The organism is Corynebacterium sp., from assembly GCF_030152825.1.
In the GTDB taxonomy this organism is placed as follows: Bacteria; Actinomycetota; Actinomycetes; order Mycobacteriales; family Mycobacteriaceae; genus Corynebacterium.
This window is the reverse complement of sequence record NZ_JASLIP010000041.1, coordinates 47,085-65,283: the sequence shown is the minus strand read 5'-3', so window position 1 is coordinate 65,283 and position 18,199 is coordinate 47,085. Positions and strand designations below refer to the sequence as shown.

The following is an 18,199-nucleotide window of genomic DNA, read 5'->3' as shown; positions in this document are numbered from 1 at the left end:
GTGCAGCGCCACTACGACGTCGGCAATGACCTCTACGAGCTCTTCCTCGGCGACTCCATGACCTATACCTGCGCCTACTACCCGGCTGATGAGTCCGATACCCCGGGGGGCTGGGATAAGAGACAGTGGGCGAAGGGTTCGGCTGCGAAGGAGCCGCTCGACCGGGCGCAGGAGAATAAGTACCGCCTGGTCTTCGACAAGCTGCGGCTCACCGACGGCGACCGCCTGCTGGACGTCGGCTGCGGCTGGGGCGGGATGGTGCGCTACGCCGCCGCCCGTGGCGTGAAGGCCATCGGTGTGACGCTCTCCGAGGAGCAGGTCGCGTGGGGGAATGAGAAGATCCGCGAGCAGGGCCTGGAGGAGTTCGCGGAGGTCCGGCTGATGGATTACCGCGACGTCCCCGAGACCGGCTTCGACGCCATCTCCGCGATTGGTGTGCTCGAGCACGTGGGGCGCCGCCAGTACGAGGAGTTCTTCCAGCTGATGTACGGCCGACTGCGCGAGGGTGGGCGGATGCTGAACCACTGCATCACCCGCCCCACCAACGAGCGCATCAACGCAGGGAAGTTCATCGGCCGCTATATCTTCCCCGACGGCGAGCTCACCGGCTCCGGCACGATCGTGACCCGCATGCAGGACGTGGGCTTCGACGTGCACCACGAGGAAAACCTGCGCTTCCACTATCAGCGCACCCTGCACGATTGGTGCGAGCTGCTCGCCGAGAACTGGGACGAGGCCGTACGCATCGTGGGTGAGGGGACCGCCCGGCTGTTCGGCCTGTACATGGCCGGGTCTGAGTGGGGCTTCGAGCACAATATCGTGCAGCTACACCAGGTGCTGGCCGTGAAACCCTACGCGGATGGTTCCACCGGGTTGCCGGTCCGCCAGTGGTGGGAAAGCTAACGGGTTTTGCTCAGCTATGCGCCGTCGACCGCCAGCACGTACTCGGCAAAGCCGGGCGCGGTGAACTCGAGGAAACCGTGTTCAGGAGAAGAAACCAACCCCTTGTCGATTAGATTCGCCCGCGGCTGACTGAGGGTTTGGGTGGACACACCCAGTTCGTGCGCAATATCTGATCGGGAGACCCGGCCGCCACCGAGACGCGCTATGGCGCGAAGTACCTCTTGCTCCTTGGATGTTGCTTTGGCCCACCGGGCTCTGAAAAAACTCTGCCTGATCTCATTGAATTCCAAAAGGCCATTCGAGACATTTTCTTCGGTGATCCGGTATCCGGCGGAAGGATAGTTGGCGTCGGCCCAGGTTTCATCGCCAATCACTTGCAAGAAGTAAGGGTAGCCCTGGACGCTAGATAGAGCGAGGGAAAGCGCGGTCTCCGACCATGTGACCTGCTGTGCCTTGGCAGGCTGCGTCAGCGCATTTTGGGCCGCAGGGCCGTCGAGGTTGCTGAGATAGACATAACGGAAGCGCTCAGCGAAGCTCACCGCATCGGTGATGGCATCCTGGGCGTGGCTCAGCCCTGCTGCGATAGTCATTGCTGGCAGATCGGGGTTTTCAGCTTGCATGTGCTGCCAGGCATAGGCGAAAGCACGCATTCCCTCGGGGTCGGCTGCCTGAATTTCATCGATGAGGATCAGGAGCCCCTTACCCTTCTTTGAAGAATTGTTTCCTGCACTAGTGAGCAGCTCCTGGAGCTGGCGACCTAAATTCCTTGATGCCCCGTCATTGGTTTGGGGCGCTTCGATCGATAAACCTCCCAGGGTGATCCGAAGGTTTCTTACCATCCCTCGAAAATAGTCCTTGGCCTCGGTGTGCCATGTCTCAGATAGCTTTTCGAGAGCGAGCATGAGTTCCTGTACAAAGGGGCCGTCACCCGCGGTGACGAAAATGGTATTGATACCGATATTTTCGGCCTCGCGTTGTGCGGCACGGAGCAAAGAGGTTTTGCCGACGCCGCGAGGACCGACGAAAACGCTCACCCGCCCCACAAGCTCCTGAAACTGAGCAAGGAAAGCGAGTTCGCGGCGTAAGTTTTTCATATGCTTCTCGCGACCGTAGGTTTCTTTGGCCACTGAACCTGGCGTGTAGGGAGATGGCTGCATTTTGATACCTCTTGATATATCGCCGATGTATCAAAGAGCATCAAAAGGCGCTGCTAACGGGTTTTGCTCAGCTAGTTTTCCCGGCCCACCCAGTACCCTGGGGCACATGAGCACAAACGGGAAATATGACCTCATTGTTGTCGGCTCCGGCTTCTTCGGCCTGACTGTTGCCGAGCGCGCCGCCTCGCAGCACGACGCGCGCGTCCTGGTCGTCGAACGCCGCGACCACCTGGGTGGCAACGCCTACTCGGAGGCCGAGCCCACCACGGGCATCGAAGTCCACAAGTACGGCGCCCACCTCTTCCACACCTCCAACAAGCGGGTGTGGGACTACGTCAACCAGTTCACGGACTTCACCGACTACCAGCACCGCGTCTTCGCGATGCACAAGGGCACCGCCTACCAGTTCCCGATGGGCCTGGGCCTGATCAACCAGTTCTTCGGCAAGTACTACAGCCCGGACGAGGCCCGCCAGCTGATCAAGGACCAGACCGACGGCCTGGACCCGCGGGATGCCAAGAACCTCGAGGAGAAGGGCATCGCGCTGATCGGTCGCCCGCTCTACGAGGCCTTCGTCCGCGACTACACCGCCAAGCAGTGGCAGACCGACCCGAAGGAGCTGCCGGCGTCCAACATTTCCCGCCTGCCGGTGCGCTACACCTTCAACAACCGCTACTTCAACGACACCTACGAGGGCCTGCCGGTCGAGGGCTACGCCAAGTGGCTGGAGAACATGGCGGAGCACGAGAACATCGAGGTGCGCCTCAACACCGACTGGTTCGAGGTCCGCGACGAGCTGCGCGCTGCGTCCCCGGAGGCACCGGTGGTCTACACCGGCCCGCTGGACCGCTACTTCGACTACGCGGAAGGCCACCTGGGCTGGCGCACCCTCGACTTCGAGCAGGAGGTGCTGGACACCGGCGACTTCCAGGGCACCCCGGTGATGAACTACAACGACGCGGACGTCCCATACACCCGCATCCACGAGTTCCGTCACTTCCACCCGGAGCGCGAGGATAAGTACCCGAAGGACAAGACGGTCATCGTCAAGGAGTACTCCCGCTTCGCGGAGGATAACGACGAGCCGTACTACCCGATCAACACCCCGGAGGACCGCGAGAAGCTGGAGGCTTATCGCAAGCTCGCAGCCGCGGAGTCCGAGAACAACAAGGTGCTCTTCGGCGGCCGCCTGGGGACTTACCAGTACCTGGACATGCACATGGCTATCGGCTCTGCGCTGTCCATGTACGACAACCAGCTGCAGCCCTTCTTCGAGTCGGGTCAGCCGCTGAGCCAGCCGCGCGGGCACTAAGCGCAGGTTTTAGGGGGCTTGGGCTGTGATTCCCCGCAGCCCAAGAGGGGCTAGGGGCTCGGTGACTGTTCGGGCGCCCGGTGGCGGTCCCAGCCGCTAAACCAGCGCCTCCGCCATCGCGTACAGCGTCTGACGTGCGTGGTCGAAGGCCTCCGGCTTATCGACCATCTCGGCCGCCCGCCCGATCGCCGCGTTCAGCAGGGCGATGTCCACCGGGGCCACGCCCGGGCAGAACTCCGCGACGATGGTCTGGAAACCGGCGTGCGAGCGCTGCACCTCCTCATCAGCGAAGGCCTCCGGGAAGTTCTGCGCCGCAGCCACCAGCGGGCCGTGAGCGCCATGCGCGAAGAGCTCCAGCGTGGCGTCCACATAAGCACGAATCCGCTGGTGCGGCTCCGGTGGGGCATCCGCGATCTTGGCCTCCAGCTCCGCGTTCCACTCCTGGGTAGAAAGAATGAGCAGCTGCACCAGAAGATCGTGCTGGGAGGAGACGTAGCGGTACACGCTCGGCCGGGCCAGCCCGACCGCCGCGGCGACCTCCGCGAGAGTGGGCACCTTGCCGCGGTGCTCTACGATCAGCCTTTCCGCGGCTTCCAGCACCGCGCGGTGCTGGACCGCACGGTGCTCGGCGACCGTCTCCTCCGTAATCTTCGGCATACCCCGAGTTTACGTCGCCCCTAGTCGGCCACAGTCAGGCGACCGTCCACCATCTCGTAGACCTTGTCGCAGTGGTCGAGAACCTCGTAATCGTGGGTGACCATCACGCCCGCCACGTTGAACTCGTGGCACTCGCGGGCGAGCAGCTCCACGATCTCCTGAGACCGGCTGCGGTCCAGGGCCGCGGTCGGTTCGTCGACCAGCAGCACCTGCGGGTTTCCGACCAGCGCCCGGGCGATGCCCACCCGCTGGCGCTCACCGCCGGAGAGGCTGCCCGGGCGGTGCTGGGCACGCCGGGTCATCCCGACTTTCTCCAGCAGTTCGGCATTTGAGTATCGCCCCCGCTTGCCGATCACGCGCGCAGCCAGTTCCAACTGCTCCTCCGCGGTCAGAGCGGAGGGCAGGCTGCCAGAGGACTGGAAGACAAAGCCGATATTCTCACGGCGAATCTTCGCCAGGCCCGCATCGTCGAGGCCTGTGATGTCCTGTCCCGCGACCTCCACGCGGCCGGAATCCGGGCTGGTCAGCGCGCCTGCGACCGCGAGCAGCGTGGACTTGCCGGAACCAGACGGCCCGACGATGGCCACGAATTCGCCCGGCGCCACGGCTAGGTTCACGTGGTCGAGCGCGGTGACCTGGGAATCACCGTCGCTGTACTGGATGGTGACGTCGCTGAGGTTCAGTGCGTGGCTCATCGGTTCTCTCCTAGCGCTGCGAGCGGGTTGGTGCGGGTGACGCGGTAGACGGCAACGACCGCGCCGATTAGACCCGCGAAAAACAGGATGAGGCTGCCGCCGATGACGGAGCCGAACTCGGTGGCATAGGGCATCGCGGTGCGCTCCAGCAGGCTGCCCAGGCCGACGGCGATCAGCGCGCCGGCAACGATGGACAACGCGAGGATGCTCACGGCCTGGCCCAGGCTGTCGCGCAGCAGAAAGCCCTTGGTGGCACCCATGGCGCGCAGCGTGGCGATATTGCCCGCGCGTTGGATCGTCCAGACCAGGAAGAACGCGCCGGTGACTAGTGCTGCGATGACGAAGAGGAACCACTTGATCATCGTCAACGTCATCATCTCCGCCGTATAGCCGGGGGAGGAGTCGAAGCTTTCCTTCAAGGTGTGGACGTCCAGCCCGGCGGCCTGCGACAGTGCTTCGGTGTCTGCCTTTTCTGCGGTTTTCGCGACGACGATGGAGGCCTCCTCGTAGGCTTCCGGCTTCACTGCCTCGCCGTGGCGAGCGCCCGCGTGGATCTCCTGCCACACATCCAGCGGCAGGTAGGCGACGTCGACGTGGCCGAAGGTGCGCTGCCCGTCGGCGAAGCCGGTGACCGTGAGCGGGGTGTCCAGTCGGTCGATAGTGATCGTGTCCCCGACCTTGATGCCCTCGTCCGCCAGGGTGGCGGAGAGAATGATCTCGTGCGGGGTGGTGGTCTGTTCGCTGCGGTTGGCGGCCGGGCTCATGTCAGGCAGGCCGGGTGGGGCGATGAAGGAATCGGGCTGCACGCCGAGCAGGGTCAGGTCCACGGCGGTGCCGTCTTGGTTGTGGGCGTTGGCGATGGTGAGCCCGAGTGGGGCGGCGTCGGCGACGCCGTCGGTCTCGGCCATCTTCTCGGCATCGTCGACGTCGACGATGGAGCGGGTGAACGCGGAGTCCGTTTGGGTGCCGCGTTCGAAGGCGATGACGTCCGCGTCCAGGGCCTTCAGGCCGGAGACGCCGTCGTTGACGAGGCCTGCGGTGAGGCCGGAGATGATGACGACGAGTAGGGACATCAACCCGAGCACGACGCCCATCAGGAGGAATCGGGTCCGCGCGAACAGCATTTCGCGCCAGGCTAGGAACATGGGGAAACTTTCTGAGTATTTGGAAACTAGGGCGCGGTCGGAACCGCGAAGAAATTAAGCGGAAAAGCCGCTGGAAGCTAACTTAGCAACATTGTGTTGCCAACATAAAAACAGGGTGTTACCAAGGTGGGGAAGGGGGCTGGTCAGTGGCGGTTTCGAAAGAGCGGGGAAGTTGGCGAGGATGGTACCAAAGTGACGGCAATGGCCCGCCGTGCCGTCGCTGTGTCTCAGCTAGGAGTTGGCTGGCAATTGGATCTGCGCGCCAGATGTACGACAATGAAAAATCGCGAAGCGGCACGAAGCTGCGCGAAGTGCAGAACAATAGAGTTTCCAACGCAAAACCAAGGGATGGGTAGATGCTGAAGAAGAAGATGTCGAAAATGCTCGCGGGGCTCGCCGCAGTCGTGATGGCCGGCAGCGCAGTCACCGCAACGGTCCCAGCCGCCGACGCCGCGCCGCGCAACGTTGTCCTCTTCGGCGACTCCATGTGGTCCAACGGCACCGGCACCTTCCCATCCCAGATGGCGGAGTTCTGGCAGGGACCGGGCAAGGTCACTGGCAACGCCCCGGCAGAAGGACGCTGCAAGCGCGGCCAGGTCCGCGTCGCCGCGAGCCTGCAGCGACAGACCGGCGTGAAGGTCGAGGACTACGCCTGCAACGGCGCCGTCGCCTACGCCCCGTCCAACGGGTCGAATAACCTCAAGCGCCAGGTCGACCAGGCCATCGGTCAGGGCAAGCTCAATGGCTCCACCCGCGCGGTATTCATGAACATCGGCATCCTGGACAACATCAAGGCCCCGGGTCATATCAATATCCAGACCCGTAACTTCGTCGCCGGCGTGCGCCCGCAGGTCGAGCGCATCAAGCGCGCCGCCCCGAATGCCAAGGTCGCCTTCGTGGGGTACCCGCACATCGTCGATAAGTACGGCACCGGTTGCTGGATCCAGACCCGCACTCTGCAGCAGGTACCACTGACCATCCCACCGGTGCGCATGGCCCAGGACGCCGCCCAGCACTGGCAGCGCCAGGCTGCGAAGGCCACCGGCGTGGGCTGGATCGACATGGAGGGCCCGACCCGCGCCAACGGCACCTGCGCGCCGGCGAATCAGCGCTACGTCTCCGGCCTTGTCGACAACACCTCCACGCCCTACAACATGACCACCCACCTCACGCAGGTTGGCAACGAGGGTGTGGCGCGCATTCTGTCCCGCCACATGTAGTCCACCAGGGCAGCACCCGCGCACATACGCCACGGCCCGCACCGGAACTCCACAGCGAGAAAGCCGGTGCAGGCCGTGGCGTACTGCCATCAGGGGCGGGTCGTGGGGAATAATAGGGTCGATTACCTATCACTATTGTCTGATCTGAAGGTTTGACCTGCTCATATGACTGGACACTCCAGCAAAAATTTTGACGATACCCGCCTCGCACGCATCATCATGCCGAAGCGAGGCGAGCCGCGCGACGTCCGCAGCCTCTACATCGTGGAAAACGAGTCCACGACCACCGGCCGCGTCACCGCGCTGTCCCGCACCGAGTGCCGCATCCCGGCCGGCGCGGAGATCTCCTTCGAGACATACTTCAACGCCTTCCCCGCCTCCTACTGGCGCCGCTGGTCCCAGCTGGACGAGGTTCAGCTGCGCATTGAGCTGACCGGCGAGGCCCGCGTGGACATCTACCGCTCCAAGATCGACGGCTCCCGCATCGCCGTCACCGGCGCGGACGTCGACGTCGACGAGAAGGGCCACGGTACCGCGGAGTTCACCGTCTCCCTGGCCCCCTTCGAGGACGGCGGCTGGATCTGGTTTGACCTGACCTGCGAGTCCGAGACCACCGTCCACTCCGCCGGCTGGTACGCCACGAAGCCCGCCGAAGGCCAGGTTCTGCAGTCCCCGGCCGTCGTGCGTGACGCCGACACCGCCGCCGAGACCCACCTGAACCCGGGCGACAAGCTGCCCGCCGCCGAGCCGCGCGTCACCGTCGGCATCCCGACCTTCAATCGTCCGGCAGATGCCGTCGCCGCCCTCGAGGCGCTGGCTTCCGATCCGGAGGTCGGCAAGGTCATCGAGGCGGTCATCATGCCTGACCAGGGCGACAAGCACCCGGCCGACGAGCCCGGTTTCCCGGCCGTCAGCGAGCACTTCGGCGACAAGCTGCGCATCGTCCAGCAGGGCAACCTCGGCGGCTCCGGCGGCTACTCCCGCATTATGTACGAGGCCCGCCACGCCGAGCGCGGCACCTCCAGCCCGTTCATCCTCTACATGGACGACGACATCCAGATCGAGCCGGACTCCGTCCTGCGCTCCCTGGCGGCTGCCCGCTACGCACGCTCCCCGATGCTGATCGGCGGCCAGATGCTGAACCTGCAGGAGCGCAGCCACCTACACACCATGGGTGAGGTCATCGACCGCGGCTCCTTCATGTGGACCGCAGCACCCCACACCCACTACGACCACGACTTCTACAAGCACCCGCTGCGCGACCGCGGCTCCTATGGCAAGAACGCCTCCGGCGAGGAGATCGACTCCCGAGATCTGCACCGCCGCATCGACGTCGACTACAACGGCTGGTGGATGTGCATGATCCCGCGCGTGGTCGCGGACACCATCGGCCAGCCGCTGCCACTGTTCATCAAGTGGGACGACGGCGAGTTCGGCCTGCGCGCCAAGGACGCCGGCTTCCCGACCGCATCCTGGCCAGGCATCGCGATCTGGCACATGGCCTGGTCCGATAAGGACGACGCTATCGACTGGCAGGCCTATTTCCACCTGCGCAACCGACTCATCGTCGCCGCCATCCAGCACGAGGGCAGCACCCGCGGCATCATCACCTCGATGGTAAAGGCGACTGCCAAGCACCTGCTGTGCCTGGAGTACTCCACCGTCGCCATCCAGAACGAGGCGATGAAGGATTTCCTGGCCGGCCCGGAGCAGCTGTTTAGCATCCTGGATACCTCCCTGCCGCGCATCAACGCGCTGCGCAAGAGCTACCCGGACGCCGTGGTGATTCCCTCGGCTTCCGAACTGCCGCACCCATCCGGTGGGCCGCGTAACCTTACCCGCATCCCGCTGAGCATCCCGGCGAAGGTCAAGACCCTGACTCAGGCGGTGATCAACACCGCCAAGCCTGCCGATGAGCATCACCACGAGGTCCCGCAGGTCAACCTGCCGCCGATCGAGGCCCGTTGGTTCAGCCTCTCCCGCGTGGACGGGGCGACCGTGACCACCGCTGACGGTCGGGGAGTGGTCTACCGCAAGCGCGACCGCGCCAAGATGCTGGAGCTGGCACGCGAGTCCATGCGCCTGCAGAAGCAGGTCGCGGAGCGCTTCGATGAGCTGCGCACCCGCTACCGCGAGGCTCACCCGTACCTGACGAGCCTCGAGGGCTGGGCCCAGATCTTCGAGCCGGACTCCGAGCTGGCCAAGGCAGGCCGGGATTCCAACCTGGCGCCGAAGAAGGAGCGTGCCTAATGGCTGCGCAAAATTCTCAGACCGCCGGTCGCGTCGCGGGCGATCCGTTCGGTGAGACCCGCGCGCTGGTCGCGATCCAGAACGCGATCGGCGAGCCGGGGAGCGGCTCCAGCCTGGCCTCGGTGCAGCGCATCTCGCGCGGCATGAGCCACTTCGGGGAGCACGCACTCGGCTGGTTCGCAGTCTCCGCAGCGGGTGCAGCGGCGGATAAGCCGCGCCGGGCCGAGTGGCTGGGCGTGGGTGTGTCCGCCTTCATCGCGCACGCTGCGAGCGTGATCATCAAGCGCATCGTGCGCCGACCCCGCCCGCACGACCCGGCGATTCGCATCGGCGTGGGAACCCCGTCCAAGCTGAGTTTCCCCTCCTCGCACGCCACCAGCTCCACCGCAGCGCTGGTGAGCATGGCGGACCTTAGCGGGAAGAAGGCGCCCCTGGCGGGCATTCCCGCGATGGGCTTTTCCCGCCTAGTCTTGGGCGTGCACTACCCGAGCGACGTGATCGTCGGTACGCTTATCGGGTTGACGACCAGTAAGGCAGTTCAGAAGACGATCGTCCCCCGCTTGAAGCAGCGGCTGAGTGGCTGCGATGCCTAGCGGGTTGAAAAGACACTTGTTTTCCACAGGGAGTGACGCGTAACAGTGAGCAATCGGGATCCAGAATCCGTCTTCGGCGGCGAGCCCCATACCTCCGGCATTGAGTCGGCAGATGCGACGGCGCGCCGCTACGAGGGCACGGAATATGACGCGTCGAAGACGAGCACCTCGGTGGAGGCGGCGAAGCTGCAGCCACCGAAGAACCTGCTCGACGGGATGATCAAGGCGCTGCGTCCGAAGCAGTGGGTGAAGAACGTCCTGGTCGTCGCCGCGCCCGTCGCGGCCGGCGGGGACGTCATCTTCCAGGGCCGTGTGCTGCTGGACATCCTCATCGCCTTCGTGGCCTTCTGCCTCGCCGCGTCCTCCATCTACCTCATCAACGACGCCCGCGACGTCGAGGCCGACCGCCAGCACCCGACGAAGCGCTTCCGGCCGATCGCTGCTGGTGTGCTGCCGGTCTCGCTGGCCTACATCATGTCGGTGGTGCTCATCGCCCTGGCGGTGGGCGGGTCCTTCCTGGCCAGCTCCGGGCCTGGGCTGGCCATCGTCGTGGCCGTGTACATCGCGCTGCAGCTGGGCTACTGCTTCGGCTGGAAGCACCAGCCGGTGATCGATATCGCCCTGGTCAGCTCCGGCTTCATGTTGCGCGCGATGGCCGGTGGCGTGGCGGCCGGGGTGATCCTGTCCCAGTGGTTCCTGCTGGTCGCGGCCTTTGGTTCCCTGTTCATGGCGGCGGGTAAGCGCTACGCGGAGCTGAAGCTCTCCCTGCGCTCTGGCGCGAAGATCCGCAAGTCCCTGGAAAGCTACACCCCGACCTACCTGCGCTTCGTGTGGACGCTGGCCGCGACGGCCGTGGTGCTGAGCTACGCGCTCTGGGGCTTCGATCTCTCCCAGCAGGTCAGCGGTGCGGCCGCGGTGTGGTACCAGATCTCGATGGTTCCGTTCACGGTGGCGATCTTGCGTTACGCGGCCGATGTGGACCGGGGGGACGGCGGGGCACCGGATGAAATCGCGCTCAACGACCGCGCTTTGCAGGTGTTGGCGCTGGCCTGGCTGGTGACGATCGGCATCGCGGTCTACGTGGTTCCGGCTTTCTAATACCCAAGAGAGTTTCCAAAACAAAAGTTTTCATACGAACGGTATGGCGTGTCAGATAAAGATTTGATAACGTCATGCCGTTAGTTATTCGTCTTTGAGGGATTTTTCATGAACCTTAAAATGAGCTCCATGGTTATGGGCAAGCGCCTCACAGCAGTGCTGGTGGCCATTGCTACTGCGCTCGGCATGGCGACCGTAGTTGCGCCGCAGGCTTCGGCCGATACCCGTGGCGTGCTGCGCCCGGGCTGCACCTGGTCCCCGTACAAGTACTACGTGCAGGACTGCTGGGTCAGTTCGCCGTCGATGGGCCAGAAGATCAAGGTCCAGATCCAGGCTGCCTCCCGTGGCGGCAGCGCCGGCATCTACTTCCTGGACGGTCTGCGCGCTCCAGAGCACTACAGCGATTGGGTGGAGCTGGGGCACGCTCCACGCAAATTCGTCAACGACAACGTCACCATCGCTATGCCGGTCGGTGGCAAGGGTCAGTTCTATGCCGATTGGCAAGGTCACTGGGGCGGCACTAATGGCCCGCGCAAGCCGCGCTGGGAGACCTTCCTGACCCGTGAGCTGCCGAATTACCTGGCCCGCGAGTTTGGCGTCTCCCGCACCAATAACTCTGTGGTCGGCCTGTCCATGGGTGCGATGGCCGCGATGAACCTCGCCGCGTGGCACCGCAACCAGTTCAAGCAGGTGACCTCGATGTCCGGTTACCTGAACCCGACCCTCCCCGGCATGTACTTCGCGATGGACTACTCGATGAAGGATTCTTCCGGCCCGGGTGCTCGCGTTGAGAACATGTGGGGCCCGCCGGCTAGCCCGGGTCGCTTCCGTAACGATCCGACCCTGAATGTGGGCCGCCTGCGGGGCCTGCCGATGTACCTTTCTTCCGCCCAGGGTGCGCCGACGCCGGACATTAACTTTGTGAACAATCCCGTGGTCGGGGCTAGCGCGGTCATGCTGGAATTCTTCGCCCGTAGCTCTACTGGCAAGTTCGAGCTTGCTGCCCGAGCCGCTGGCATCAATCCAGTTGTCAGTTACCCCTTTAACGGTGTTCACAACTGGAATAACTGGGGTGCCGAGCTCAGCAAGGCTCGCCCGCATATCCTGCGCGCACTGGGCGCTTAGTCCGGTTCGAGCCTGATGGGATCGTGTTCTCCCGTGAGTGGCTGAACACCCTGGCTCTATAGAAAAAGGGGCGCTTCCTCTCCATCGAGGAAGCGCCCCTTTCTTTGTGTCTCGGAAACTTTTCTGCGAGTTGCCGTCGAGTGTGCTTTACAAGCCCTAACGAAACAGTAAACTTAAGCCTTAAGTGAAGCTTTAGGCTTTGTGGCTATTGAGGCTGGCGAGCAACCCAGGACGAAGCGGGAGGGGAACCCGCTTCGACTGGGAACTACCAGCCTGGATCTCGGCCGTTTTATTGACGTTCACAAGGACACAAGGAAGAAAACACATGCGCATTGCTGCGAAACTCCCCCGCCCCTCCCGTCTGGGGAAGGCGACGCTTGCCCTGCCGCTGGCCGCGGCTCTCGCTCTGCCGCTGATGCCAGCCGCCAACGCGCAGAGCCCTGCCGGCGGCCTGGCCGGCTCCAGCGGCCCTGGCTCCGGCACTGGCTACCTTGAGCCTGACAACGTTCCGGCGCGTGAGCCGGTGCGCGTGACCGAGCAGAACCTCCCGGGCCTGCCGGAGGGCGTGTCCGTGGACAAGGTCGAGTGGATCACCGACCGCTGGGCGAACGTCTACATCAACTCTGCCGCCATGCCGGGCAAGCCGGTCAAGGTCCAGATCCTGCTGGCTCGCGACTGGTACTCCAAGCCGAACCAGAAGTTCCCGACCGTCTGGGCCCTCGACGGCCTGCGCGCCCGTGAGGACGAGTCCGGCTGGACCCTGTCCACGAATATCGCGAACTTCTACGCGGACAAGAACGTCAACGTCGTCCTCCCGGTTGGCGGCGAGTCCTCCTTCTACACCGACTGGCAGCAGCCGGATAACGGCAAGCACTACAAGTGGGAGAGCTTCCTCGTCAACGAGCTCCCGGCTGTCCTGCGCGAGGGCTGGCGTAGCACCGAGGACCGCGCGATCGTCGGCCTGTCCATGGGCGGCACCGCGGCGATGAACCTCGCGCAGCGCTTCCCGAAGATGTGGAAGTTCGTCGGCTCCTTCTCCGGCTACCTGGACACCACCTCCCCGGGCATGCCGCAGGGCATCGCCTACGCCACGCAGGACGGTGGCGGCTACGACGCGCAGAAGATGTGGGGCCCATTCGGCTCCAAGGACTGGTACGAGCACGACCCGAAGCTGGGCGTTGGCCTGCTGAAAGATATGTCCGTGTACGTCTCCGCCGGTAACGGCACCCCGGGCAGCCCGGAGGAGAATAGCCCGGCCGGTATCGGCCTGGAGGTCATGTCCCGCCTGACCACCCAGACGTTCCTCAAGGAGGCCAAGAAGAAGGGCGTGAATGTCACCGCCCACTTCCGCAACTCCGGCATCCACAACTGGCCGTACTGGCAGTTCGAGATGACCCAGGCGTGGCCGAAGATCGCTAACGCGCTCTCCCTGCCAGAGGGCGACCGCGGAGCGCGGTGTGTTGTTGGCGGTGCGATCGGCGATGCGCTGAAGGCCAACCCGCAGATCGGCGCCCAGATCGGCGCTTGCGTCTCCGGCGAATACGACGCCGCCCGCGGCGGCAAGGTCCAGGACTACCGCTCCGGCCGCGCCTACTGGCACCCGGACACCGGCGCCCACTTCCTGTGGGGCCGCATCGGTGCCCGCTACGTGGAGATGGGCGCAACCCACTCCTGGCTCGGCTACCCGAAGAGCGAGGAGCATAAGATCTCCAACGGCCGCGGCCGCTTCGTCGAGTTCGAGCACGGCAACATCTACTGGACCCACGAGACCGGCGCCTACGCGGTGAAGAAGGACATCATGCGTACCTGGGGCAAGAAGGGCTACGAGAACGGCCCGCTCGGCTACCCAGTGGCGAACGCCGAGAAGGTCGGCGACGGCTGGGTGCAGCGCTTCCAGAACGGCGTCATCACCCGCGACAAGGACGGCAAGACCCAGTACGTCCAGGGCGAGATCGCCAAGAAGTACATGGCAGCCAAGGGCCCGGAGTCCAAGCTGGGCTTCCCGGTCACCGGCGAGATGGATCTGCCGAACAAGAAGGGTAAGTTCTCCGAGTTCACCGGCGGCTACATCTACTGGTCTCCGCAAACCGGCGCTCACATCATCTACAAGGGCGCGATCTTCGACGCCTGGGGCGAGGAGAAGTACGAGCAGGGCAAGTACGGCCTGCCAGTCTCTGACCAGGTCTCGATCCCAGCGGGCGGCGAGGTCGTGCGCTTCCAGAATGGCGAGATCCAGCAGGTCAACGGCAAGATCGTCAAGAAGTAACACTCACCCATAGGGCGGGGCCGGGAAGATAAAACCCGGCAGACCGGGCACCAGGAGGGGCGGCGCGTGCACCAGCGCTCTCCCCCGGTGCCCGGTATCGTTTTAACTAGTCAATCCGTTCACCGCGCCTGGCTACTAGCCCCAGCCCCGGCGGGGTCGTAATATGGCTGACCCGCCGAATTCCGGCGCCAATGGAAAGGAAGCGCACTGTGCGAAAGACCAGCCTCCCAACGATGCGGCGGCCGCTAGCCATCCTGGCGAGCCTGACCCTCCTCGGCGCGGCCAGCGCATGCGGCACGGGCAGCACCGTCGACAACTCGGAGCAGGCCGATAACACCGCCGTGCCGAGCGTCTCCGCATCCGCGAAGCCGGACAAGGGCGACGATAAGAGCAAGGATAAGGACGACTCCAAGGATGAGGGCGCGTCTTCCGGCGACCACGGTGCGACCGGCAAGGGTGCGCAGGACGGTGCCGTCGAGGAGGTCGACGACGTCCCCGAGGGTGACGACCGCAGCGAGGGGGAGGAGCACTTCCTCGCGGCCCTGGAGAAGTCCGGCGTGTACTTCGACAAGGTGGACGAAGCGAGCCGCAACGCCATCGAGTCGCAGATCATCGCTGCCGGCTACCACCACTGCCGCGAATCGGATACCCCGCTGATCGGTGTCGCGGCCGGTCAGATGCTCGCCCAGGGGCTCGTCGATGCGCCCAAGGGGGACGACGCCCTCACCCAGAAGTTCGAATCCATGATGAAGGATCTGCGCACCGCCGCGGATGAAAACCTCTGCCGCTAAGCGTGGCCGGGAGGAAAGAAGAATAATGCGCAAGCCAATCGGCAAAACCGTGACGATCATCGGCCTGGTGGTGCTCCTGGTGCTCATCATCGCCGGCATCGGCTCCTGGCTGGGTACCGATGGGAAGGGCGGCTTCGGCGGGCCCGGCTCCAACGAGGGCTCCGGGAAGCCGGGCCGCGAGGCGAGTCCGAACCCGCCGGGCTGCATTGACTACGAGGTCATCGCCCTGCCCGGTACTTGGGAGTCCAAGGCGGACGACGACCCGGTGAACCCGACGGCCAACCCCCGCTCCCTGCTGCTGCACGTCACCCAACCCCTGCAGGAGCAGACCAACCCGGAGCGCGTGAAGATCCACACGGTGCCCTATACCGCGCAGTTCCGGAACTTCAACGCGCAGCACGAGATGAGCTACGACGACTCCCGCAAGCAGGGCCTGGGGCGCGCCGTCGGGGAGATTCAGGCGACGCACGAGAAGTGCCCGGCCACGAAGTTCGTCCTCGTCGGGTTCAGCCAGGGTGCGGTCATCGCCGGTGACCTGGCGTCGAATATCGGTAATCACCGCGGCCCGGTGGACCCGTCCCTGATTGCCGGTGTCGCGCTGATTGCGGATGGTCGTCAGGAACCACAGCACGGCGAGCTCGTGGGCAATAAGAAGAACACCGGCATCGGTGCGGAGGTTGCGCTCCACGCCGTCAACGCCCTCGTGCAGCCCATCGTGCCAGGGGCGACGATGCGCGGCGGGCGCCCGGATGGTTTCGGCGAGCTCAATGACCGCGTGAAGAACTTCTGTGCTGCCGGCGATACTGTCTGCGACGCGCCGCCGACGATCGGTAACGCGGTGTCCCGGGCGAAGGATCTGGTGGGATCCAACGGCATCCATGCGCACTACGACACGAACCGCGACGTCGTCGATGGGATGACTGCGCCGGAGTGGATCACCAATTGGGTGCGCGACCTCGTGCAGCAGCCCATCTAAAACTTCAGACACGAACCCTGAAGTAGTGCATTCAGCACCTAAATAGTTTAGGGTACAAAACAGCAATTTCTGAGCTTTAGGAAGGGACTAGGTGGTCCACCGATGGATATTAACGCAGCCATGGGGCAGTTTTTCGACGAGAACGGCAATATCGCCGTGCCCGATGCACTGACTCTCTCCGGCATGAACGAGATGCTCTTCGCCGCGGCGAAGGCACAGGGAGAGGCCGACAAGGTCCTGTACCGCTACTGGGACTACAACGACTCCGCAGAGGGCGAGCTCCGCGAATACACCCGCGAGGAGATCAACACCCGCATCAAGGCCGTGTGCGTGCGCCTGCAGCAGGTCACCAAGCGTGGTGACCGGGTGGCCATCCTCGCCAATAACTCGCCCGAGTATGTCTACAGCTTCCTTGGCATCATGTACGCCGGTCTGGTGCCGGTGCCGCTCTACGACCCGACTGAGCCGGGCCACGCGGACCACCTCACCGCGGTGCTAGATTCCTCCACCCCGGTGGCCGTCATGACCAACAAGCGCTCCGCCGCTGCCGTCCGCGAGTTCTTCGCCGACCGCCCGGCCCCGGAGCGCCCGCGCGTGCTCGTCGCCGACGCCCTGCCGGACAGCCTCGCTGAGCAGTGGCAGAACCCGGCCGAGCTGCTGGCCAAGCATCCGGAGCTGGCGCCGAAGAGCTCCGACGAGGCGTTCCTGCAGTACACCTCCGGCTCCACCCGCACCCCGGCGGGCGTGGTCCTGACCCACAAGTCCATCGTCACCAACGTGCTGCAGATCTTCATCGCGGTGAAGCTGCAGCCGCCGGTGCGCATCGTCAGCTGGCTGCCGCTGCACCACGATATGGGCCTGATCCTCGCGACCTTCGCCTCCATCCTGGGCCTGCCCTTCGACCTCATGAGCCCGCGGGACTTCCTGCAGAACCCGGCCCGCTGGATCAAGCAGCTCGACAAGCGCGACGACGAGGAGAACATCTACACCGTCGTCCCGAACTTCGCTCTCGAGCTGGCGACCCGCTACGCCAACCCCGCCGACGAGGCGAACGCCGAGCTGCTCGCCGGCCTGGATCTCTCCCGCGTCGACGGCCTGGTCAACGGCTCCGAGCCGGTCACCCACGCCTCCGTGGAGCGCTTCCTCGACCTCTTCGCCAACTACCAGCTGCGCCGCGACACGATGCGCCCGTCCTACGGACTGGCCGAGGCCTCCCTGCTGGTCACCACCCCACAGACCGACAAGCGGCCGTGGACCCAGTGGTTCGACCGCGAGCAGCTCGCGGGCGGCACCGCCGTGGCTCTGCCGGAGGGCGACGAGGCAGCCATGCCGCTGACCTCCGTCGGCCAGGTTTGCCCGTGGCAGAGCCTCTGCATCGTTGACCCGGAGACCGGCGAGGAGCTCGCCGACGGCCAGGTCGGTGAGCTGTGGACCAACGGCGAGAACACCGCCGCCGGTTACCTCAACCGTGAGGAAGAGACCACCTTCACCTTCCGCAACCACCTGCCTGCGGACCACCGCCTGCTGGAGAACTCCCGGGCAGGCAACGCGCCGGAGGATAACTGGATGCGCACCGGCGACCTCGGCGTCATCGTCGACGGTCAGGTGTTCATCACCGGCCGCCTGAAGGACCTCGTCATCGTCGCGGGCCGCAACCACTATCCGCAGGACATCGAGGAGACCGCTGCCGCGGCGACGTCCCACGTCAGCCACGGCGCGATCGCTGCCTTCGCGGTACCGGGCGCCGAGCTGGGCCAGGACGTCGAGGGCCTGGTCATCCTCGCGGAGCGCACCCCGGAGGCCTCCCCGGTGGAGGACGGGCTTGCTGCCAACGACATCCGCGCGGCAGTCTCCAAGGTCCACGGCCTGAAGCCGGCGGATATCCGCATCGTGGGTGCCGGAAACATCCCGCGCTCCAGCGCCAACAAGATCGCCCGCCGTGTCGCGGCGAAGGCCTACACGCAGGGCCAATTCAACTAGAGTTAGGCGGCTCGTCCGTTAGGATGAAAGA

At 64.7% G+C, this 18,199-nt stretch carries 15 protein-coding genes; 11 read left to right on the top strand and 4 right to left on the bottom strand.

The features are described 5' to 3' along the window. On the top strand, window positions 1-903 hold a 903-nt coding region (locus Q1V78_RS05015; RefSeq protein WP_300612296.1), incomplete at its 5' end, for a cyclopropane-fatty-acyl-phospholipid synthase family protein. A gap of 14 nt (window positions 904-917) precedes the next feature. On the opposite strand, the gene Q1V78_RS05010 is transcribed toward Q1V78_RS05015, so the two are convergent. Continuing rightward, entirely contained in the window at window positions 918-2,030 is a 1,113-nt protein-coding gene (locus tag Q1V78_RS05010) for an AAA family ATPase (protein WP_300612294.1), read from the bottom strand. Window positions 2,031-2,166: 136 nt separating this feature from the next. On the opposite strand from Q1V78_RS05010, the gene glf reads away from it, so the two are divergent. Then, complete coding sequence (gene glf / locus Q1V78_RS05005) at window positions 2,167-3,372, top strand: UDP-galactopyranose mutase (protein ID WP_300612292.1); 1,206 nt, start codon at window positions 2,167-2,169, stop codon at window positions 3,370-3,372. 96 nt (window positions 3,373-3,468) lie between these two features. On the opposite strand, the gene Q1V78_RS05000 is transcribed toward glf, so the two are convergent. From Q1V78_RS05000 to Q1V78_RS04990, 3 genes are read right to left on the bottom strand one after another with little or no spacing between them, the layout of a single operon-like run. Next, complete coding sequence (locus tag Q1V78_RS05000; RefSeq protein WP_300612290.1) at window positions 3,469-4,029, bottom strand: TetR/AcrR family transcriptional regulator; 561 nt, start codon at window positions 4,027-4,029, stop codon at window positions 3,469-3,471. Window positions 4,030-4,049: 20 nt separating this feature from the next. After that, on the bottom strand, window positions 4,050-4,724 hold the full coding sequence (locus tag Q1V78_RS04995; RefSeq protein WP_300612288.1) for an ABC transporter ATP-binding protein: 675 nt from the start codon (window positions 4,722-4,724) through the stop codon (window positions 4,050-4,052). Next, window positions 4,721-5,869, bottom strand: a complete 1,149-nt coding sequence (locus Q1V78_RS04990; RefSeq protein WP_300612286.1) for an FtsX-like permease family protein — start codon at window positions 5,867-5,869, stop codon at window positions 4,721-4,723. Before Q1V78_RS04990 ends, Q1V78_RS04995 begins: the two co-directional genes overlap by 4 nt. A 356-nt stretch (window positions 5,870-6,225) precedes the next feature. On the opposite strand from Q1V78_RS04990, the gene Q1V78_RS04985 reads away from it, so the two are divergent. From Q1V78_RS04985 to Q1V78_RS04945, 9 genes are all read left to right on the top strand, one after another. Continuing rightward, entirely contained in the window at window positions 6,226-7,089 is an 864-nt protein-coding gene (locus Q1V78_RS04985) for a GDSL-type esterase/lipase family protein (protein WP_300612284.1), read from the top strand. A 165-nt stretch (window positions 7,090-7,254) separates the two neighbouring features. After that, window positions 7,255-9,339 (top strand): glycosyltransferase, encoded by a 2,085-nt coding sequence (locus tag Q1V78_RS04980; RefSeq protein WP_300612282.1) that lies wholly within the window; start codon window positions 7,255-7,257, stop codon window positions 9,337-9,339. Beyond that, window positions 9,339-9,932, top strand: a complete 594-nt coding sequence (locus tag Q1V78_RS04975; RefSeq protein WP_300612280.1) for a phosphatase PAP2 family protein — start codon at window positions 9,339-9,341, stop codon at window positions 9,930-9,932. Before Q1V78_RS04980 ends, Q1V78_RS04975 begins: the two co-directional genes overlap by 1 nt. A gap of 45 nt (window positions 9,933-9,977) precedes the next feature. Further along, a complete protein-coding gene (locus Q1V78_RS04970) occupies window positions 9,978-11,030 on the top strand; it encodes a decaprenyl-phosphate phosphoribosyltransferase (RefSeq protein WP_300612278.1) in 1,053 nt (350 codons plus the stop codon). 129 nt (window positions 11,031-11,159) lie between these two features. Next, entirely contained in the window at window positions 11,160-12,155 is a 996-nt protein-coding gene (locus tag Q1V78_RS04965) for an alpha/beta hydrolase family protein (protein WP_300612276.1), read from the top strand. 325 nt (window positions 12,156-12,480) lie between these two features. Beyond that, entirely contained in the window at window positions 12,481-14,421 is a 1,941-nt protein-coding gene (locus Q1V78_RS04960) for an alpha/beta hydrolase-fold protein (RefSeq protein WP_300612274.1), read from the top strand. Window positions 14,422-14,630: 209 nt separating this feature from the next. Next, entirely contained in the window at window positions 14,631-15,212 is a 582-nt protein-coding gene (locus tag Q1V78_RS04955; protein ID WP_300612272.1) for a hypothetical protein, read from the top strand. A gap of 25 nt (window positions 15,213-15,237) precedes the next feature. Next, a complete protein-coding gene (locus tag Q1V78_RS04950) occupies window positions 15,238-16,188 on the top strand; it encodes a cutinase family protein (protein WP_300612270.1) in 951 nt (316 codons plus the stop codon). Window positions 16,189-16,290: 102 nt separating this feature from the next. Then, window positions 16,291-18,168 carry a FadD32-like long-chain-fatty-acid--AMP ligase gene (locus Q1V78_RS04945; protein ID WP_300612268.1) on the top strand — a complete coding sequence of 626 codons (1,878 nt, stop codon included), beginning with the start codon at window positions 16,291-16,293 and terminating at the stop codon, window positions 18,166-18,168. Window positions 18,169-18,199 lie beyond the last annotated feature (31 nt).

Bases quoted from the DNA above. Each gene is read 5' to 3' on its own strand.
- Q1V78_RS04985 (WP_300612284.1), top strand. From the start codon at position 6,226: ATGCTGAAGAAGAAGATGTCGAAAATGCTCGCGGGGCTCGCCGCAGTC.
- Q1V78_RS04960 (WP_300612274.1), top strand. From the start codon at position 12,481: ATGCGCATTGCTGCGAAACTCCCCCGCCCCTCCCGTCTGGGGAAGGCG.
- Q1V78_RS05000 (WP_300612290.1), bottom strand. From the start codon at position 4,029: ATGCCGAAGATTACGGAGGAGACGGTCGCCGAGCACCGTGCGGTCCAG.
- Q1V78_RS04945 (WP_300612268.1), top strand. From the start codon at position 16,291: ATGGATATTAACGCAGCCATGGGGCAGTTTTTCGACGAGAACGGCAAT.
- Q1V78_RS04965 (WP_300612276.1), top strand. From the start codon at position 11,160: ATGGTTATGGGCAAGCGCCTCACAGCAGTGCTGGTGGCCATTGCTACT.
- Q1V78_RS04995 (WP_300612288.1), bottom strand. From the start codon at position 4,724: ATGAGCCACGCACTGAACCTCAGCGACGTCACCATCCAGTACAGCGAC.
- Q1V78_RS04990 (WP_300612286.1), bottom strand. From the start codon at position 5,869: ATGTTCCTAGCCTGGCGCGAAATGCTGTTCGCGCGGACCCGATTCCTC.
- Q1V78_RS04975 (WP_300612280.1), top strand. From the start codon at position 9,339: ATGGCTGCGCAAAATTCTCAGACCGCCGGTCGCGTCGCGGGCGATCCG.
- Q1V78_RS04980 (WP_300612282.1), top strand. From the start codon at position 7,255: ATGACTGGACACTCCAGCAAAAATTTTGACGATACCCGCCTCGCACGC.
- Q1V78_RS04950 (WP_300612270.1), top strand. From the start codon at position 15,238: ATGCGCAAGCCAATCGGCAAAACCGTGACGATCATCGGCCTGGTGGTG.
- glf (WP_300612292.1), top strand. From the start codon at position 2,167: ATGAGCACAAACGGGAAATATGACCTCATTGTTGTCGGCTCCGGCTTC.